The following is a 13,518-nucleotide window of genomic DNA, read 5'->3' as shown; positions in this document are numbered from 1 at the left end:
ACCGGAGCAGCATCGTGCGTGGCTAAGCGGCGTGATCCAATCGCCGGACAGAACCGGCGGGTCCTGCTAGCTTTCTCATCCGAATGCAGTTTGCTCCAGCTGAAAGGTCTGTCCAAGTTGGACGGCAAACGCATTCTTTGGCATGCCCGGAATCTGATCGATTCCGGGTTCAGCGTTATCCCGGTCCGTCTCGACGGGACCAAACGGCCTGCCCTGGGCACATGGAAGATCTTCCAGCGCGAGCGGGCCGACGCCGACCAACTCGACGCGTGGTTCGCCTCCGGGCGGCACGGCGTCGCGGTCGTGTGCGGACGCGTGTCGGGCAACCTGCTGTGCCTCGACGTCGAGGGGCGCGCCGTCGACGAGGGCGTAATCGACCGCCTGCACGAGCTCGCCCGCGCGGCCGGACTCGCCGACCTGCTCGGCCGCGTCATGGTCGGGTACTGCGAGACGACACCGTCGGGCGGTGTGCACATCCTGTGGAAAACCGACGGAGACATCGCCGGGAACACCAAGCTCGCCCGACGTCCGGCGACCGACGACGAGCTCACCGCCAACCCCGACGACAAGATCAAGGTTCTGATCGAGACGCGCGCCGAGGGCGGCTACGTCGTCGTGCACCCCACCGTCGACCCGACCGCCGGCGCCTGGTCGCTGACCGCAGGTTCGGTCGCCGCGATCGCGACCGTGTCGGCCGAAGAGTCCGACGCGCTGCTCGACCTCGCACGAGCGCTCGACCAGATGCCCCGAACCGACGCCGCCCCGATCTTCCACCAACCCGCCTCGACCGGTCCGCACACCACGCCCGGCGAGTTGTCTCCCGGCGACGACTTCAACGCCTGCGCCGACTGGACCGACATCCTCGGTCCGCACGGCTGGACCATCGACCACCGCGCCGGCGACGTCACCCACTGGCGCCGCCCCGGAAAGAAGCTCGGCCCCTCGGCCACGACCGGATACGCACGCGGCGAGAGCACCGGTGACCGCCTCTACGTCTTCACCACCTCGACGACGTTCGACGCCGAGCAGAGTTACAGCAAGTTCGCCGCCTTCGCCCATCTCAACCACGGCGGCAACCTCGCCGACGCTGCCCGCGCCCTGCGCGACGCCGGCTACGGCACCCCGCCGCGGCTGCGCCTGCTCCCGACCGCCGCGCCCGCCGTGGCTCCGGTCGACGGCACGGCCGCGCTCGCCCCCGACCCTGCGCCCGCGAACCCGGGCGAGGCGCCCGCGGTCGTCCTCGACGCCACCCTCACCGACGACGGCAACGCCCGCGCCCTGGTCTCCCGGCATGGCGACCGCATCCGCTACGTGCCCGAGCGCGGCAAGTGGCTCATCTGGTCGGGACACAGGTGGGAATGGGACGACATCGGCACCGTGCAAGAGGCCGCACGCGAGACGATCCTCGCGATCCCCGAGAACGGCGACGGGAACAAGGCGCTCGCCTCATGGCGGATCAAGAGCCTTGCCCGGGGGCGCCTGGTCGCGATGGTCGAGCTCGCCCGCACCGACCCGGCGCTCGTCGCCCGCGTCGCCGACCTCGACGCCGACCGGCGCGCCCTCAACACCCCCGCGGGCGTGGTCGACCTGACGACCGGCCGCACGCACCCCGCCGCGCCCGCCGGACTGCACACCCGATCGACCCTGGTCGCCCCCGACCCGGCACACCCGGTGCCCCGATGGGAGGCGTTCCTCGCCGAGACGTTCGGCGGCGACGCCGAGCTCATCGGCTACGTGCAACGGCTCATCGGGTACTCGGCGTCAGGGGACATCGGCCGGCACATGATGCCGTTCCTGTACGGCGGCGGCGCCAACGGCAAGAGCGTGTTCGTCGAGGTCGTGCGACGCCTGCTCGGCACCTACGCGGGGAGCGCGCCGAACGCGTTCCTCATGGCGGGACCGGACCGGCACGAGACCGAGATCGCCCGGCTGCACGGCTTGCGGTTTGTGATCTGTAGCGAGGTCGACCCCGACGCCCGGTTCGACGAGGCCAAGATCAAGCATCTGACCGGCGGCGAGGCCGTTGTCGCCCGGTACATGTACCGGGATCACTTCGAGTTTCTGCCGACGCATCACCTGTGGCTGCTGGGCAACCATCAGCCCCAGGTGCGCGCCGGCGGCGAGGGGTTCTTTCGCCGTCTGCGCCTGATCCCGTTCCGCTACACCGTCCCGCCCGACAGGCGCGTCGCCAACCTCGCCGACGCGCTCGTCGAGGAGGAAGGTCCCGGCATCCTCGCGTGGATCATCGCCGGCGCCCGCGCCTACTTCGTCGAACCGCTCGTCGAGCCCGAGCAGGTGCTCGCCGCGACCCGTGAATACGAGGTCGAAGAGGACGCGTTCGCGCGGTTCGTCGGCGACCGGCTGCACATTGGCGGCGGCGAGGTCGTGCAAGTCCGGACCGACGAGGTCTACGGCGCTTACGCCGCCTGGTGCACCGCCGAAGCCGAGACGCCGCTTTCCAAGACCAAGTTCACGCGCGAGCTCAAGAACAAGCACGGGATCAGCGTCAAGCCCGTCCGCGGCCTGCGGTTCTACTGCGGTGTGACGCTGCTCGCCGCCGAGTACGACGAGGCGGACGGCGACCGATGACCGCGCCCGGCCCCTGCGCGGCCCGCGGCGCCCTGATCACGGGCACGGAGCGCGGCACACATTGCGGCACGCTTTCGGCACACTTCCACGGCCCCGATGTGTGCCACCCGGTCAACGCCGCTACCTGCGGGAACAGCGGTCACGTTGCCGGTCGGCACGCTTGGCACACTTCCCTCGCGAAAAGTCGTTCACGAGGGAACAGGCCACATCGCGATCACGGGACAACGCTCCCGGACGCCCCGAGCACCCGCGTAGAGACAACAATCAGCGCCAAAGTGTGCCAAGTGTGCCACCGCGCCCCCCGGACGCCCCCATACCCGCACGTCAAAGCCCGAATGAGGGGCGGCACACATCGCCCCGCCAAAGTGTGCCGGCGAAGTGTGCCACCGCGACGGGCGGCGTCATGACCCGGCGCGTCGACACCACCGTGCGCCCGCACCGCTGCCCCCGATGCGGCGCCGCCATCCTGCGCGGCTACGACGCCGAGATCGCCGCGATCCTCGCCGTCGTCGACCCGCTGCCCATCGAGGACCAGGCCGACGAGCTCGCCGCGATCCTCGCCGGCCGCACCACCTATGACCTGATCGGGATGCGCGACAAGGCACTCAACCCCCGCGACGAGTACCGCATCGCGCACCGCCGGCACACCATCCTCGCCGCGCACCGCTGCCCCGGCCCGGTGCCCGGCGACGCCCTCGACCACACGCCGCCCGAGCAGTTCGCGCCCGACGACGCCGAACCGCCGTTCTAGGAGGGGAAACCGACCCATGACCCATCGCCGCCCCCTGTGCGCCCGTCAGCACGGCGACCAGATCGACCGGCCCGCCCTCGACGGGCACTACGTGTGCGAGTCCTGCCGCGACCACGTCGAGCGCTGCCTCGCCGAACTCCCCCCGCTGCACCGAGAGCTCGAATCCGCGCTCATCCCCACCACCCCCGAGGGACCCCGCACCTCGGGCGGCGGCGAGATCTCCCTCCCGATCGCTCTGCACGTCGCCGCCGTCCGCTACGACATCGAGGACTACGCGCGGCAACTGGCCGCGTGGATCGCCGACCAGCGAGGCCACACCCCGCCCGACGACATCACCGTCGCCGCCTGCTGCGCATGGCTCGCCCGACACGTCGCATGGATCACCGCACGCGACAACGCCGCCGAGGTCGTCGACGCCCTCGACGCCCTGCGGGCCCGCGGACTGCACGCGCTCAAGCCGTCCGGCCGCCGCCGCTTCGACCTTCCCGACGACCGCGGAGCCTGCCCCGCCGGCGACTGCGACGGCCGCCTGACCGTCACCCTCAACGGCCCGCGGTCGGCACTGGCGTGCGACCTCGACGAAACGCACCGCTACCCCGTCGACCAGTGGCTCGACCTCGGCCGCGACGTACACCGGCAGGCAGCATGACCACCGCGGGACCCCTGGTAACCGCCGACGTGGCCGCCGCATGGGCGCGCCTACTCGGCCACGACGTCACCCCGACCACGATCCGGTCATGGGCGCAGCGAGGACACATCGGCCGACACGGACGCGACGGACGCCGCACCCTTTACTCGCTCGCCGAAATCCAAGCTCACATCACCGACACCATCAAAGCCACTACGCCGGTTGCAGAAGATCGCAAAGCGTGCAACACTTCTCCGCAGTAGCACCCTTATGCCCGGAACCTGTCGAGCCCGCTTGAGCGCCCACCACGCTCGCGGGCTCGACTCGTTCCCGCACCCTCGACGATCCCCAGGGGTGCCGCGTGCCCACCAGCGACCAGCAAGGCAAAGAACACGCCCTCGCCTGGTACGCCCATCTACGCCCGGCGACCGTCGTCGATATCGGCCCCGGGTGCGGCACCTACGCCGCGCTCATGCGCCCCCACCACCGCGCCCACTGGACCGGCGTCGACGTCTGGGCGCCTTACGTCGACGCCTACCGTCTCGACCGCCTCTACGACGAGCTCGTCGTCGCCGACGCCCGACACCTGGACCCGACCCGCTTCGGCGTCGACCTGGTGATCGCCGGCGACGTCCTCGAACACATGCCCGCCGCCGACGCCTGCGCACTGATCGCTCGAATCCAACAGCACGCCCGCGCCCTGCTTGTCTCGGTGCCCGTGCTCCACCTCGATCAAGGCGCCGTCGGCGGCAACCCCTTCGAAACCCACGTCGACCACTGGACCGCCCCCGGCATGCGCGGCGTGCTCGGCGCCGGCGTCGTAGCCGAGTGGATCGGCGACGTCCTCGCCTACTTCCTGTGGCGAAGGGAGTGACCACCCATGGCCGCGCCCAGTCGCCGCACGACCCCGCTCCCGCCCGGCTGGCACACCCGCATTCGCCCCCGCATCCTCGCCCGCGACGGCTACCTCTGCCAGTGGCCAACCAGGCCCGGCATCTGCGGCCGACCGGCGACCGACGTCGACCACCGCGACCCCGCGCATCTCGGCGGCGTCGATGATGACGACAACCTCTGGGCCTTGTGCGGCGACCACCACCGCACCAAGACCGCGCGCGAAGCAGGCGCCGCCGCGGCCCGCATCACCGCCAAGCGATACCGACCGGCCGAGCCGCATCCAGGCTGGGCCCCACGCTCTTAAGCCCTTAAGCCCTTAAGCCCTTAAGCCCTTAAGCCCTTAAGCCCTTAAGCCCTTAAGGCTTACCGAGCTACTTAGGCTCTTAAGGCTTAATCCCGGAGTTTTTAAGCTCCTAAGGTTCTTACGCGGAGCTGGGTCCCCATGTAGCATCCGCTAGCAGCTAGCGCTTAATCTAGTAACGTTGTTCATGCACCAGACTAGTTCTGAGCTGCGAAAATAGGGGGAGCCCCCGCACCGTTGGTCTTCCCGGACACAGTGCAAGGGCTCCCGACCGGCGGTCTCGGGCTGTCTCCCGTCAGGTGAGACGCCCGGGACCTCCGTCCTGGAACCACTTGATCAGATCGAGCAGCAGCCGCGCCGTGGAGGCAGCAACCTGCGCGATCTTCCAGCGATCCCTGGGCGGCCCATCCCCGGGGGGACGTTGGGTCACCTCGACACCTCCTCTGATCGACCCTCAATCGAGGGCTGAAACGGCTGGCAAGGCATGGCCATGCCAGGGCCGCCCGCATTCTGGTCGGCCGCGGCGTCGCACAGAATGCGTCTGAAGAAGTGTTGGACAGAACGCTACACCGCGTCGGCACACAATTTGGCCCGTGAAACGTTGCGTGAAACATCGCCATCAGCCGTGATCGAAGACCGGCCTGATGACCGGCCCAGCGCGTCCTTCATCATCGCTGATGAAAGGCGGGCAGGGCACGCCACCGACGAGCAGGTGCACGCCTCTCCTTCTTCTGGCACATCTGCCCCGAGGGCTGCTTCGTAGAGCCGTCGACGATCGTGGACGCCCCTGGGGCTGACCCCCACGGCGACGCCACGTCACCCGAGTCGGCATAGCGCCTCGCACCCTGTACGGGTTCCGACTACTTCCAGTGACCAATCTCGGGGGGTGCGGCATGCCTCGCTCGTCCGGTCCCCCGCCCAAGCGCACCAGCGACCGGCGCCGCCGCAACGCTGGCGCCGACGTCGACCGCGCCGCCCTCGACACCGGCGGCGCGAAGCTCGGCCCGCCGTGCCCGCGTGAGATCACCGGTCTCGGCCGCCGCTGGTATGAGTCGCTGCGCACCTCGGGGCAAGCGGCGTTCTACACCGATTCAGACTGGGCGACGGCGATGATCGTCGCCCGTGCGATCGCCCGGTTCGACGAGCGCCCGTCGGCGCACCTGCTGACGGCGATCCTGTCGGGCTGCGCATCGCTGGCAGCGACCGAGGGCGAGCGGCGCCGACTCCGGCTTGAACTCGAACGCGACCACCGCGGCGGCGACGCCGACGAAGAGGCGGCGGTCGCCTCGCTCGCCGAGTACCGCCGCATGATCGGTGGCTGACGAGCAGGTCGCGGCGGGCACGCTCCCCGACGGGGTACCCGAGCACACCCTCGGATGGGGCGTGCTGGCCTGGTGCTCGAAGTACCTGCGCCAGCCCGACGGGCCGAACGCCGGCGACCGCTGGAAGTTCTCGCCGTCTCAAGTGCGGTTCGTGCTGTGGTTCTACGCCGTCGACGACCGCGGCCGTTGGCTGTTTCACCGCGGCGCGCTGCGCCTGCCCAAGGGCGCCGGCAAGTCGCCGTTCCTCGCTGCGCTGTGCTGGGCGGAGTTCTGCGGCCCGGTCCGGTTCGCCGGATGGGACGAGCAGGGGCGACCGATTGGCGCGCCCGAGCCGATGCCGTGGGTACAGATCGCGGCCGTCTCGAAAGAGCAGTGCAAGAACACCATGATCATGGTCGCTGCGATGGCGCCCAAGGGGTCGCGGCTGGTCGCCGAGTACGGGATCGACCTCGGCAAGGAGGTCATCTACAAGCCGGGCGGCGGCCGGCTGGAGATCATCACCAGCAGCGCCCACAGTGCCGAGGGCAACCGGCCATCGTTCGTCGTGGGCGACGAGGTGCAATGGTGGCTGGCCAGCACGGGCGGGCACGACCTGGCCGACACGATCCGGCGCAACCTCGGCAAGCGGAACGGCCGGCTCGTCGAGACCTGCAACAGCTTCGTTCCCGGCGCCGACTCGATCGCCGAGCGGACATGGAAAGCGTTCGTCGCCCAGCGCGAGGGACGCACCCGCGGGCATGGCGGCATCCTTTACGACGCCGCCGAAGCGCCCGGCGACACCGACCTCGCCGACGAGGCATCGCTCCGCGCCGGTCTGCGCGCCGCCTACCGCGACGCCGCCGGCGGCCCGGACGGTCCCGGATGGGTCGACCTCGACCGCGTTATCGCCGAGATCTACGACCCGGCGACCCCGCCCGACCTGTCGCGCCGCTTCTACCTGAATCAGATCATCGCGAACGCCGACTCGTGGCTCGCACCGCACGAGTGGGATGGACTCGCCGACCCGACCGACCAGGTCGACGACGGCGAGCCGATCGCGCTGTTCTTCGACGGCAGCAAGTCGCGCGACGCGTCCGCGTTGATCGGCGTCCGCATCTCCGACGGGTTCACGTTCGCCGTCGGCGTGTGGGAGCCCGACCCCGCGCACAACACCCTGTCGACGATCAACGTCGGCGAGGTCGACGCCGCTGTCGAGCGCGCTTTCGACCGCTGGCAGGTAGTCGCGTTCTTCTCCGACGTGCGCGAGTGGGAGAGCTACGCCTACGACACCTGGCCCGAGCGCTACCGCGACCAGCTGCTCGTGTGGGCTGTCCCCGGCGGGCACAACAGCCAGCCGATCGCATGGGACATGCGGGCGCACGTCGCCGAGTTCACCCTCGCCTGCGAGGCCGCGCACGCCGAGATCGTCGACCGCAAGTTCACCCACGACGGGTCGAGCGCGCTGTCGCGGCACGTCTACAACGCGCGCCGCCGGCCGAACCGCTGGGGAATCAGCATCGGCAAGTCGTCCCCGGACTCTCCCGACAAGATCGACGCCGCCGTGTGCCTGGTCGGCGCCCGCCTGGTGCGCCGTCGCGTGCTCGCCTCGCCCGAGTGGACCAAGCGAACCCAGACCAAGCAAGCCCGCCGCGGCCCGGGGCGCGTGCGCGGATTCGGATGATCGGGGGGTGAGGTCGTGCCCCTCGACCGGCCCGCCGCGATCGACACCGCCCGCGCCCTGCTGCGCGCCCGCGCCGACGAGCTACCGCGGCTCGATCGGGTCTACCGGTACACCCGCGGCGAGCACGCGAGCGTGTACGTGCCCAAGGGCGCCCGCGACGAATACCGGTGGATCGTCGAGCGGTCGGTGCGCAACATCACGCGGTTGATCGTCACCACCGTTGCGCAAGCTCTGCACGTCGAGGGATACCGGCCCGCGGGCTCGTCGGAGAATGCGGCGCCGTGGGCGGTGTGGCAGGCCAACCGGATGGATGCCAGGCAGCACGGCGTGCACCGCGCCGCGCTGAAATACGGGCTCGCCTACACGGTCGTGCTTCCCGGCGACCCGACCCCGGTGATCAAGCGGTTCTCGCCGCGCCGGATGACGGCCGTCTACGCCGACGTGATCGACGACGAGTGGCCGATCTACGCGGTCGAGACGTTCGTCGAGCGGACCAAGAGCGGCACGCGCCGGATCGTTCGGGTCTACGACGATCAAGCCCGCTACAGCCTGCTCGGCCCGGCCGAGCTCGACGTGTCCGACCCGAGCAAGATCGAGCTCACCCCCGCGGGCGAGGATTGGGTCGAGACGCACGGGCTCGGCGTCTGCCCCGTGGTCCGGTATCTCAACGTCGACGACCTCGACGAGGCCGAGACCGTGACCGGTGAGGTCGAGCCGATCATCGCCATGCAAGACGCGCTGAACCTGACCGCCTTCAACGAGGCGATGGCGCAGCAGTTCGGCGCGTTCCGGCAGCGCTGGGCGACCGGCATGATCACCGAGGTCGACGAGACGGGCAACCCGACCGAGCCGTTCCGCGCTCGCGTCGACGCGATGCTCACCGCCGAGTCGGCCGACACCAAGTTCGGGGAGTTCGGCCAAACCGACCTGACCGGCTTTCACGACTCGTTCGAGGCGACGCTCCGCTACGTCGCCACCGTCACCCAGACCCCGCCGCACGCCCTGCTCGGCCAGATGGCCAACCTGTCGGCCGAAGCTCTGGACTCGGCCCGCGACGGACTAAACAGCAAGATCGGCGAACGCAAGAGCACTCTCGGCGAGAGCCACGAGCAGACGCTACGGCTCGCCGGCCTCGCCGCCGGCGACACCGCGGCATGGTCCGACACCGCCGCGCAAGTGGTGTGGCGCGATGTCGGGGCGCGGTCGCTGGCGCAGACCGTCGACGCCTGGGGCAAGGCCGTGCAGATGCTCGGCATCCCGGCGCGTGAGGTGTGGGAACGCATCCCGGGCGTCTCGCAGACCGACGTGCAGCGCTGGCAAGCCAGCGCCGACGAGGGCGACGCGTTCGCCCGTTTGAACACCCTGCTCGACCGGCAGCTCGACGGCCCCCCGCCCGGCGCTGACCAGGCGCCCGAGACGCCGCCGGAGGCGTAACACCGGGGGTGAGGGGTGGCCACCGCCGAAGCGCTCGCCGAGCAGCAGCGTCAAGACCAGGCGCAACTACGCGCCCAGGTCGCCCGCGACGTCCTCGCCGTGTGGAACGGCATGCTCGACCCCGCCGAGGTCGACGCGTCCTGGCCAGGGTTGCGCGACATCCTCGCCCGCCTGGTCGGCGACCGCCGCGCCGAGTCGGCGAACATGGCGGCCGAGTACTACCTCGCCGCCCGCAACGCCGCCCAGGTCGGCGGCGCCGTCGCGCCCGTGGTCGCCGACGTGGTCGACGGCGGGTTGCTGCGCACGGTCCTCGACGTGACCGGGCCGGCCGCGTTCAAGCGCGCCGTAGCCGCGGGCATGACCCCGCAGCAGGCGCGCCAGCATACGGGCGTGCAGCTGGCCGGCGCCGCGTCGCGGCTGGTGCTCGACGGCGGGCGCGCCACCGTGCACCGAACAGTGCACGCCGATGACGCCGCCCTCGGCTATGCCCGCGTGACCGACGCCAACCCGTGCCCGTTCTGCGCGATGCTCGCCGGCCGCGGCGCGGTCTACAAGAACGAGGGCACGGCCGGACGAACCACGAACCAGCGGTTCAAGGGCGACGGCGAATTCAAGTTCCACGACCATTGCGCGTGCATCGCGGCCCCGGTGTTCTCCCGCGACGAGGCATGGCTCGGGCACTCCAAAGACCTCGGTGACGAGTGGGACCGCGTCACCAAGGGACTGTCGGGCGCCAACGCCCGGCGCGAGTGGCGCCGGCAGTGGAACGCCAAGCAGCGCGACCAGCGCGCCGACGCCGAGCGGCGGCGCGTCGAGGCCGAACAGGAAGCCGCCCAACGGGAGGCCGAACGGCAACAGGCCGAACGGCAGGAAGCCGAACGCCGCGCCCAGGACGAAGCGGCCACGCGCGCCGCCGACCCGCTCGCCGACGTCGACGTGCGGGCGCTGTCCGACGACGAGATCGCCGAGTTGTTCGCCCAGTACGGCGACGAGTTGCCGCACGTCGCCGATCGGCTGATGGCCGAGCTCGAACGCCGCGACCAGGCCGACCAGGCGGGCGACTCGTTCGGCACCCTCGACGACGAACCGACCGACGACGAGCGGCGCGTCGCCGAGCTCGTCGACCAGGGTTGGGAGTGGCGCGACGCCTACGCCGAGGTGCACAACCTCGACCCGAACGAGCTCGACCGGCAGGAACGCGCCGCGGCCGTCGACGCCCAACGCGGCGAGGGAGAGACCCGCGACCAGGCCGTGCGGCGCCTGTATGACGAGTGGCTACACGCCCAGTACCTCGCCGCCGAGGACGCAACCCGCGGCTACCTGCTCAACAAGCAGGGCGAGGCCGCGGGGATCGATCCGATCTCGTTGTTCAGCGGACCGGCATCCCGTGCTAGGAAATATGCGTCGGAGGAGTTGAAACGCTGGTGGGCCGAGGATGGCAACCAGCGCATGACGTTCGCCGAGTTCAAAGCCGACACGCTCGGCCGAGAGTCGGACCGGCGCGCCGCCCAACGCACCCGCGAGGGCGGCACCGGCAGGGAGTACGGCCTATGAGCATCACGCCCGAGGACATGACCCGCGCCAAGCGCGCCGGGCGCCTCGCCGCACGCCGCTCGCTCCCGGTCACTGTCTGCCCCTACATGGTCAAGGGCACCGACCGCGACCGCGCTCTCGCGCATCTGTGGCTCTCGGCCTACCTGGCACACCGGCCGCCCGAGCCCGGAACGGTCGACTACTCAGGCTGATCACCGTCCGGTTGACGGCGCAGCTTGGGGCGCCCCTTCGCGCCCTGCCCTGGTCGGCTCGCATGCCAGGCTCTCCACTCGTTTTCGCGGTCGGGCAGCCATCCCGGCGTCTCTCCGGGCGGCTCGCCGGTCATCGCGTCCGGCTCGGGGCACGGATGGTCGTCGGCGTACCTAGTGCGCCACTTGGAAACGGTCTTGCCGCTCACGCCAAACCACTCGCCGACCTGACCCATGTCCCGGTACCGGACCGGTCGGCCGGTCACGCGGCCACCACCGAGAACAGCACGTCGTCACCGGCGCCCGCGGGCACCAGCGCGAGGCCGAACAGCGCGCCGTCGGCACGCTCGGCGATGACCTCGGGCGCAGCGCCCTCGACCGCAGCGTCGAGGAGGTCGAGCGTGCCGTATCCGTCGCCCTCGATCCCGGCGAGCATGTCGAGCTGAGTCCCGTCGGTGTAGAAGTCCGCGGCGGTCATCTCGGTCCAAGCGCGCATCTCGACCCCTTCAAAATGTTGTCGCTGTTGTCGACAACATTAACCCTTTCCCGAGTGTTGTCTACATAGTCGACAACTCTTTTTTGCGTGACTCCCGGAGAGTCAACGCCCCATCACCATCACAGGAGGTACGCCGTGCCGGACACGGCCAACCCTGGCGCGCCCGCTGCTGGACAGCCGGACGCCGACACCACCCCCGCCCCGACCCCGCAGGACCTCGCCGACCGGCTGAACAAGCCGGACCCGTGGGACGCCCCCGAAACCGCACGCGCCGAGATCGAGCGTCTACGCCGTGAGGCGGCCGGATGGCGTACCAAGCTGCGCGAGGTCGAGCCGATCGTCGAGGCGAGCAAGACCGATACCCAACGGCTCGAAGACCGCGCCGGCTCGGCCGAACGCGAGCGCGACGAACTGCGGGCGCAGGTCGCCCGGCTCGCGGTCGCCGCCGAGGTCGGCATCCCGGCCGAATTCGTCGACATGCTCGGCGCCGGCGACGACGAGCAGATCAGGCAGCGCGCTCGCCTGATCGCCGAGCGGCTGACCGCGCAGACCGCGACCGGCGCGCCGCGTGTGCGGCCGGTCGAGTCGCTGACGCCCGGTGCCGCGCCGGCGGCGGCCGAGACCGACCGCGACCCGAACGCCTGGTTCCGCGACTTCCTGTCTTCGGCCCGTTCCCGTCCCTGACCCCAGCAGCGCCCGGACGTGAAGGGCACGGCCGCCCGCTGCACCGCCTAGGAAGGTTCACCGCCCGTGCCCTATAACGACATGATCAGCCGGGACGCGAGCAATGACCCGCTCGTGCCCGAGTCCGTCTCGGCCGAGGTCATCAAGGAGATGCCCAAGTCATCGGCCGTTCTCCAGCTCGCTCGCCGCGCGGCGATGTCGACCAAGTCCAACCGTCAGCCTGTGCTGTCGGTGCTGCCTACCGCCTATTGGGTCAACGGCGATAGCGGCATGAAGCAGACCACGCGCGAGGACTGGACGAACGTCACGCTCGTCGCCGAAGAGCTCGCCGCGATCGTCCCCGTGCCCGAGGCTTACGTCGACGACGCGCAGGTTCCAGTGTGGGACGAGGTTCGGCCCTCGCTGGCCGAAGCACTCGGCCGCGCCCTCGACCTCGCCGCGATCTTCGGCATGAACAAGCCGGCCACCTGGCCGAGCGACATCTACACGGGCGCCGTCGCCGCCGGCAACACCCAGGCGCCCGGCAGCGACCTCGGGCAGTCCGTCGCCCACCTCGCGCGCACGATCACCAAGGACGGGTTCGGGGTCAACGGGTTCGCCACCGCGCCCGGGTTCGGATGGGAGCTCATGGGGTTCCGCAACGCCCAGGGAAACCCGATCTACCAGCCCGACCCGACCGGCGAGTTCGCCGGCCGCCTCTACAACCGGCCCGCATCCGAGGTCGACAACGGCGGATGGGACGCGACCAAGGCGAGCTTGATCGCCGGCGACTGGTCCAAGGCCGTGATCGGCGTCCGCCAGGACATCACTTTCAAGGTGTTCACCGAGGGTGTGATCAGCGACGACACCGGAAAGGTGATCCTGAACCTCATGCAGCAGGACTCGATCGCGCTTCGCGTGGTCGCCCGGTTCGGGTTCGCCGTCGCCAACCCGGCGACCGCGCTCAACCCCAACGCCGCGACCCGTTGGCCGTTCGGCATCCTCAGCCCGGTTCCCGCCCTGACCTGATCATCCCGA

14 protein-coding genes are annotated in these 13,518 nt (G+C 70.4%); 12 read left to right on the top strand and 2 right to left on the bottom strand.

Going from position 1 to position 13,518, the window contains the following annotated elements; all coding sequences use genetic code 11:
* Positions 1–117: 117 nt before the first annotated feature.
* From ABD333_RS31200 to ABD333_RS31180, 5 genes are all read left to right on the top strand, one after another.
* Positions 118–2,589, top strand: coding sequence for a phage/plasmid primase, P4 family (locus ABD333_RS31200; RefSeq protein WP_344546117.1), 2,472 nt, complete (start codon positions 118–120; stop codon positions 2,587–2,589).
* A gap of 403 nt (positions 2,590–2,992) precedes the next feature.
* A complete protein-coding gene (locus tag ABD333_RS31195; protein WP_344546116.1) occupies positions 2,993–3,340 on the top strand; it encodes a hypothetical protein in 348 nt (115 codons plus the stop codon).
* Positions 3,341–3,356: 16 nt separating this feature from the next.
* Positions 3,357–3,989: a hypothetical protein gene (locus tag ABD333_RS31190; protein ID WP_344546115.1), complete on the top strand. Its 633-nt coding sequence runs from the start codon at positions 3,357–3,359 to the stop codon at positions 3,987–3,989.
* 340 nt (positions 3,990–4,329) lie between these two features.
* Entirely contained in the window at positions 4,330–4,842 is a 513-nt protein-coding gene (locus ABD333_RS31185; protein WP_344546114.1) for a class I SAM-dependent methyltransferase, read from the top strand.
* A 6-nt stretch (positions 4,843–4,848) separates the two neighbouring features.
* Positions 4,849–5,166, top strand: a complete 318-nt coding sequence (locus tag ABD333_RS31180; protein ID WP_344546113.1) for an HNH endonuclease — start codon at positions 4,849–4,851, stop codon at positions 5,164–5,166.
* Positions 5,167–5,458: 292 nt separating this feature from the next.
* On the opposite strand, the gene ABD333_RS31175 is transcribed toward ABD333_RS31180, so the two are convergent.
* Positions 5,459–5,593: a hypothetical protein gene (locus ABD333_RS31175; RefSeq protein WP_344546112.1), complete on the bottom strand. Its 135-nt coding sequence runs from the start codon at positions 5,591–5,593 to the stop codon at positions 5,459–5,461.
* 463 nt (positions 5,594–6,056) lie between these two features.
* On the opposite strand from ABD333_RS31175, the gene ABD333_RS31170 reads away from it, so the two are divergent.
* Genes ABD333_RS31170 through ABD333_RS31150 form a run of 5 tightly spaced genes read left to right on the top strand, consistent with a single transcriptional unit; the run spans position 6,057 to position 11,324 of the window.
* Positions 6,057–6,485, top strand: a complete 429-nt coding sequence (locus ABD333_RS31170) for a phage terminase small subunit (RefSeq protein WP_344546111.1) — start codon at positions 6,057–6,059, stop codon at positions 6,483–6,485.
* Positions 6,478–8,145, top strand: coding sequence for a terminase (locus tag ABD333_RS31165; protein WP_344546110.1), 1,668 nt, complete (start codon positions 6,478–6,480; stop codon positions 8,143–8,145). The genes ABD333_RS31170 and ABD333_RS31165 overlap by 8 nt, the downstream gene beginning before the upstream one ends.
* 15 nt (positions 8,146–8,160) lie before the next feature.
* The gene (locus ABD333_RS31160; RefSeq protein WP_344546109.1) at positions 8,161–9,579 is read left to right on the top strand and encodes a phage portal protein; all 1,419 of its coding nucleotides are present in this window, start codon (positions 8,161–8,163) and stop codon (positions 9,577–9,579) included.
* Between the two features lie 15 nt (positions 9,580–9,594).
* Complete coding sequence (locus tag ABD333_RS31155) at positions 9,595–11,133, top strand: VG15 protein (protein WP_344546108.1); 1,539 nt, start codon at positions 9,595–9,597, stop codon at positions 11,131–11,133.
* Positions 11,130–11,324 carry an Rmf/CrpP fold protein gene (locus ABD333_RS31150; protein WP_344546107.1) on the top strand — a complete coding sequence of 65 codons (195 nt, stop codon included), beginning with the start codon at positions 11,130–11,132 and terminating at the stop codon, positions 11,322–11,324. The genes ABD333_RS31155 and ABD333_RS31150 overlap by 4 nt, the downstream gene beginning before the upstream one ends.
* 259 nt (positions 11,325–11,583) lie before the next feature.
* Here ABD333_RS31150 and ABD333_RS31145 read toward each other — a convergent pair whose 3' ends face one another.
* The gene (locus ABD333_RS31145; protein WP_344546106.1) at positions 11,584–11,817 is read right to left on the bottom strand and encodes a hypothetical protein; all 234 of its coding nucleotides are present in this window, start codon (positions 11,815–11,817) and stop codon (positions 11,584–11,586) included.
* Between the two features lie 135 nt (positions 11,818–11,952).
* Between ABD333_RS31145 and ABD333_RS31140 the strand changes: the two genes are divergently transcribed.
* On the top strand, positions 11,953–12,501 hold the full coding sequence (locus ABD333_RS31140) for a hypothetical protein (protein ID WP_344546105.1): 549 nt from the start codon (positions 11,953–11,955) through the stop codon (positions 12,499–12,501).
* A gap of 66 nt (positions 12,502–12,567) precedes the next feature.
* The gene (locus tag ABD333_RS31135) at positions 12,568–13,509 is read left to right on the top strand and encodes a phage major capsid protein (protein WP_344546104.1); all 942 of its coding nucleotides are present in this window, start codon (positions 12,568–12,570) and stop codon (positions 13,507–13,509) included.
* The last annotated feature ends 9 nt before the right edge of the window (positions 13,510–13,518 follow it).

The organism is Actinomadura fulvescens (assembly GCF_039533225.1).
In the GTDB taxonomy this organism is placed as follows: Bacteria; Actinomycetota; Actinomycetes; order Streptosporangiales; family Streptosporangiaceae; genus Spirillospora; species Spirillospora fulvescens.
This window is presented reverse-complemented; position numbering and strand designations above follow the sequence as displayed.

Coding starts and splice junctions, on each gene's coding strand:
- ABD333_RS31195 (WP_344546116.1), top strand. CDS start 2,993: ATGACCCGGCGCGTCGACACCACCGTGCGCCCGCACCGCTGCCCCCGA.
- ABD333_RS31190 (WP_344546115.1), top strand. CDS start 3,357: ATGACCCATCGCCGCCCCCTGTGCGCCCGTCAGCACGGCGACCAGATC.
- ABD333_RS31180 (WP_344546113.1), top strand. CDS start 4,849: ATGGCCGCGCCCAGTCGCCGCACGACCCCGCTCCCGCCCGGCTGGCAC.
- ABD333_RS31170 (WP_344546111.1), top strand. CDS start 6,057: ATGCCTCGCTCGTCCGGTCCCCCGCCCAAGCGCACCAGCGACCGGCGC.
- ABD333_RS31150 (WP_344546107.1), top strand. CDS start 11,130: ATGAGCATCACGCCCGAGGACATGACCCGCGCCAAGCGCGCCGGGCGC.
- ABD333_RS31145 (WP_344546106.1), bottom strand. CDS start 11,817: ATGCGCGCTTGGACCGAGATGACCGCCGCGGACTTCTACACCGACGGG.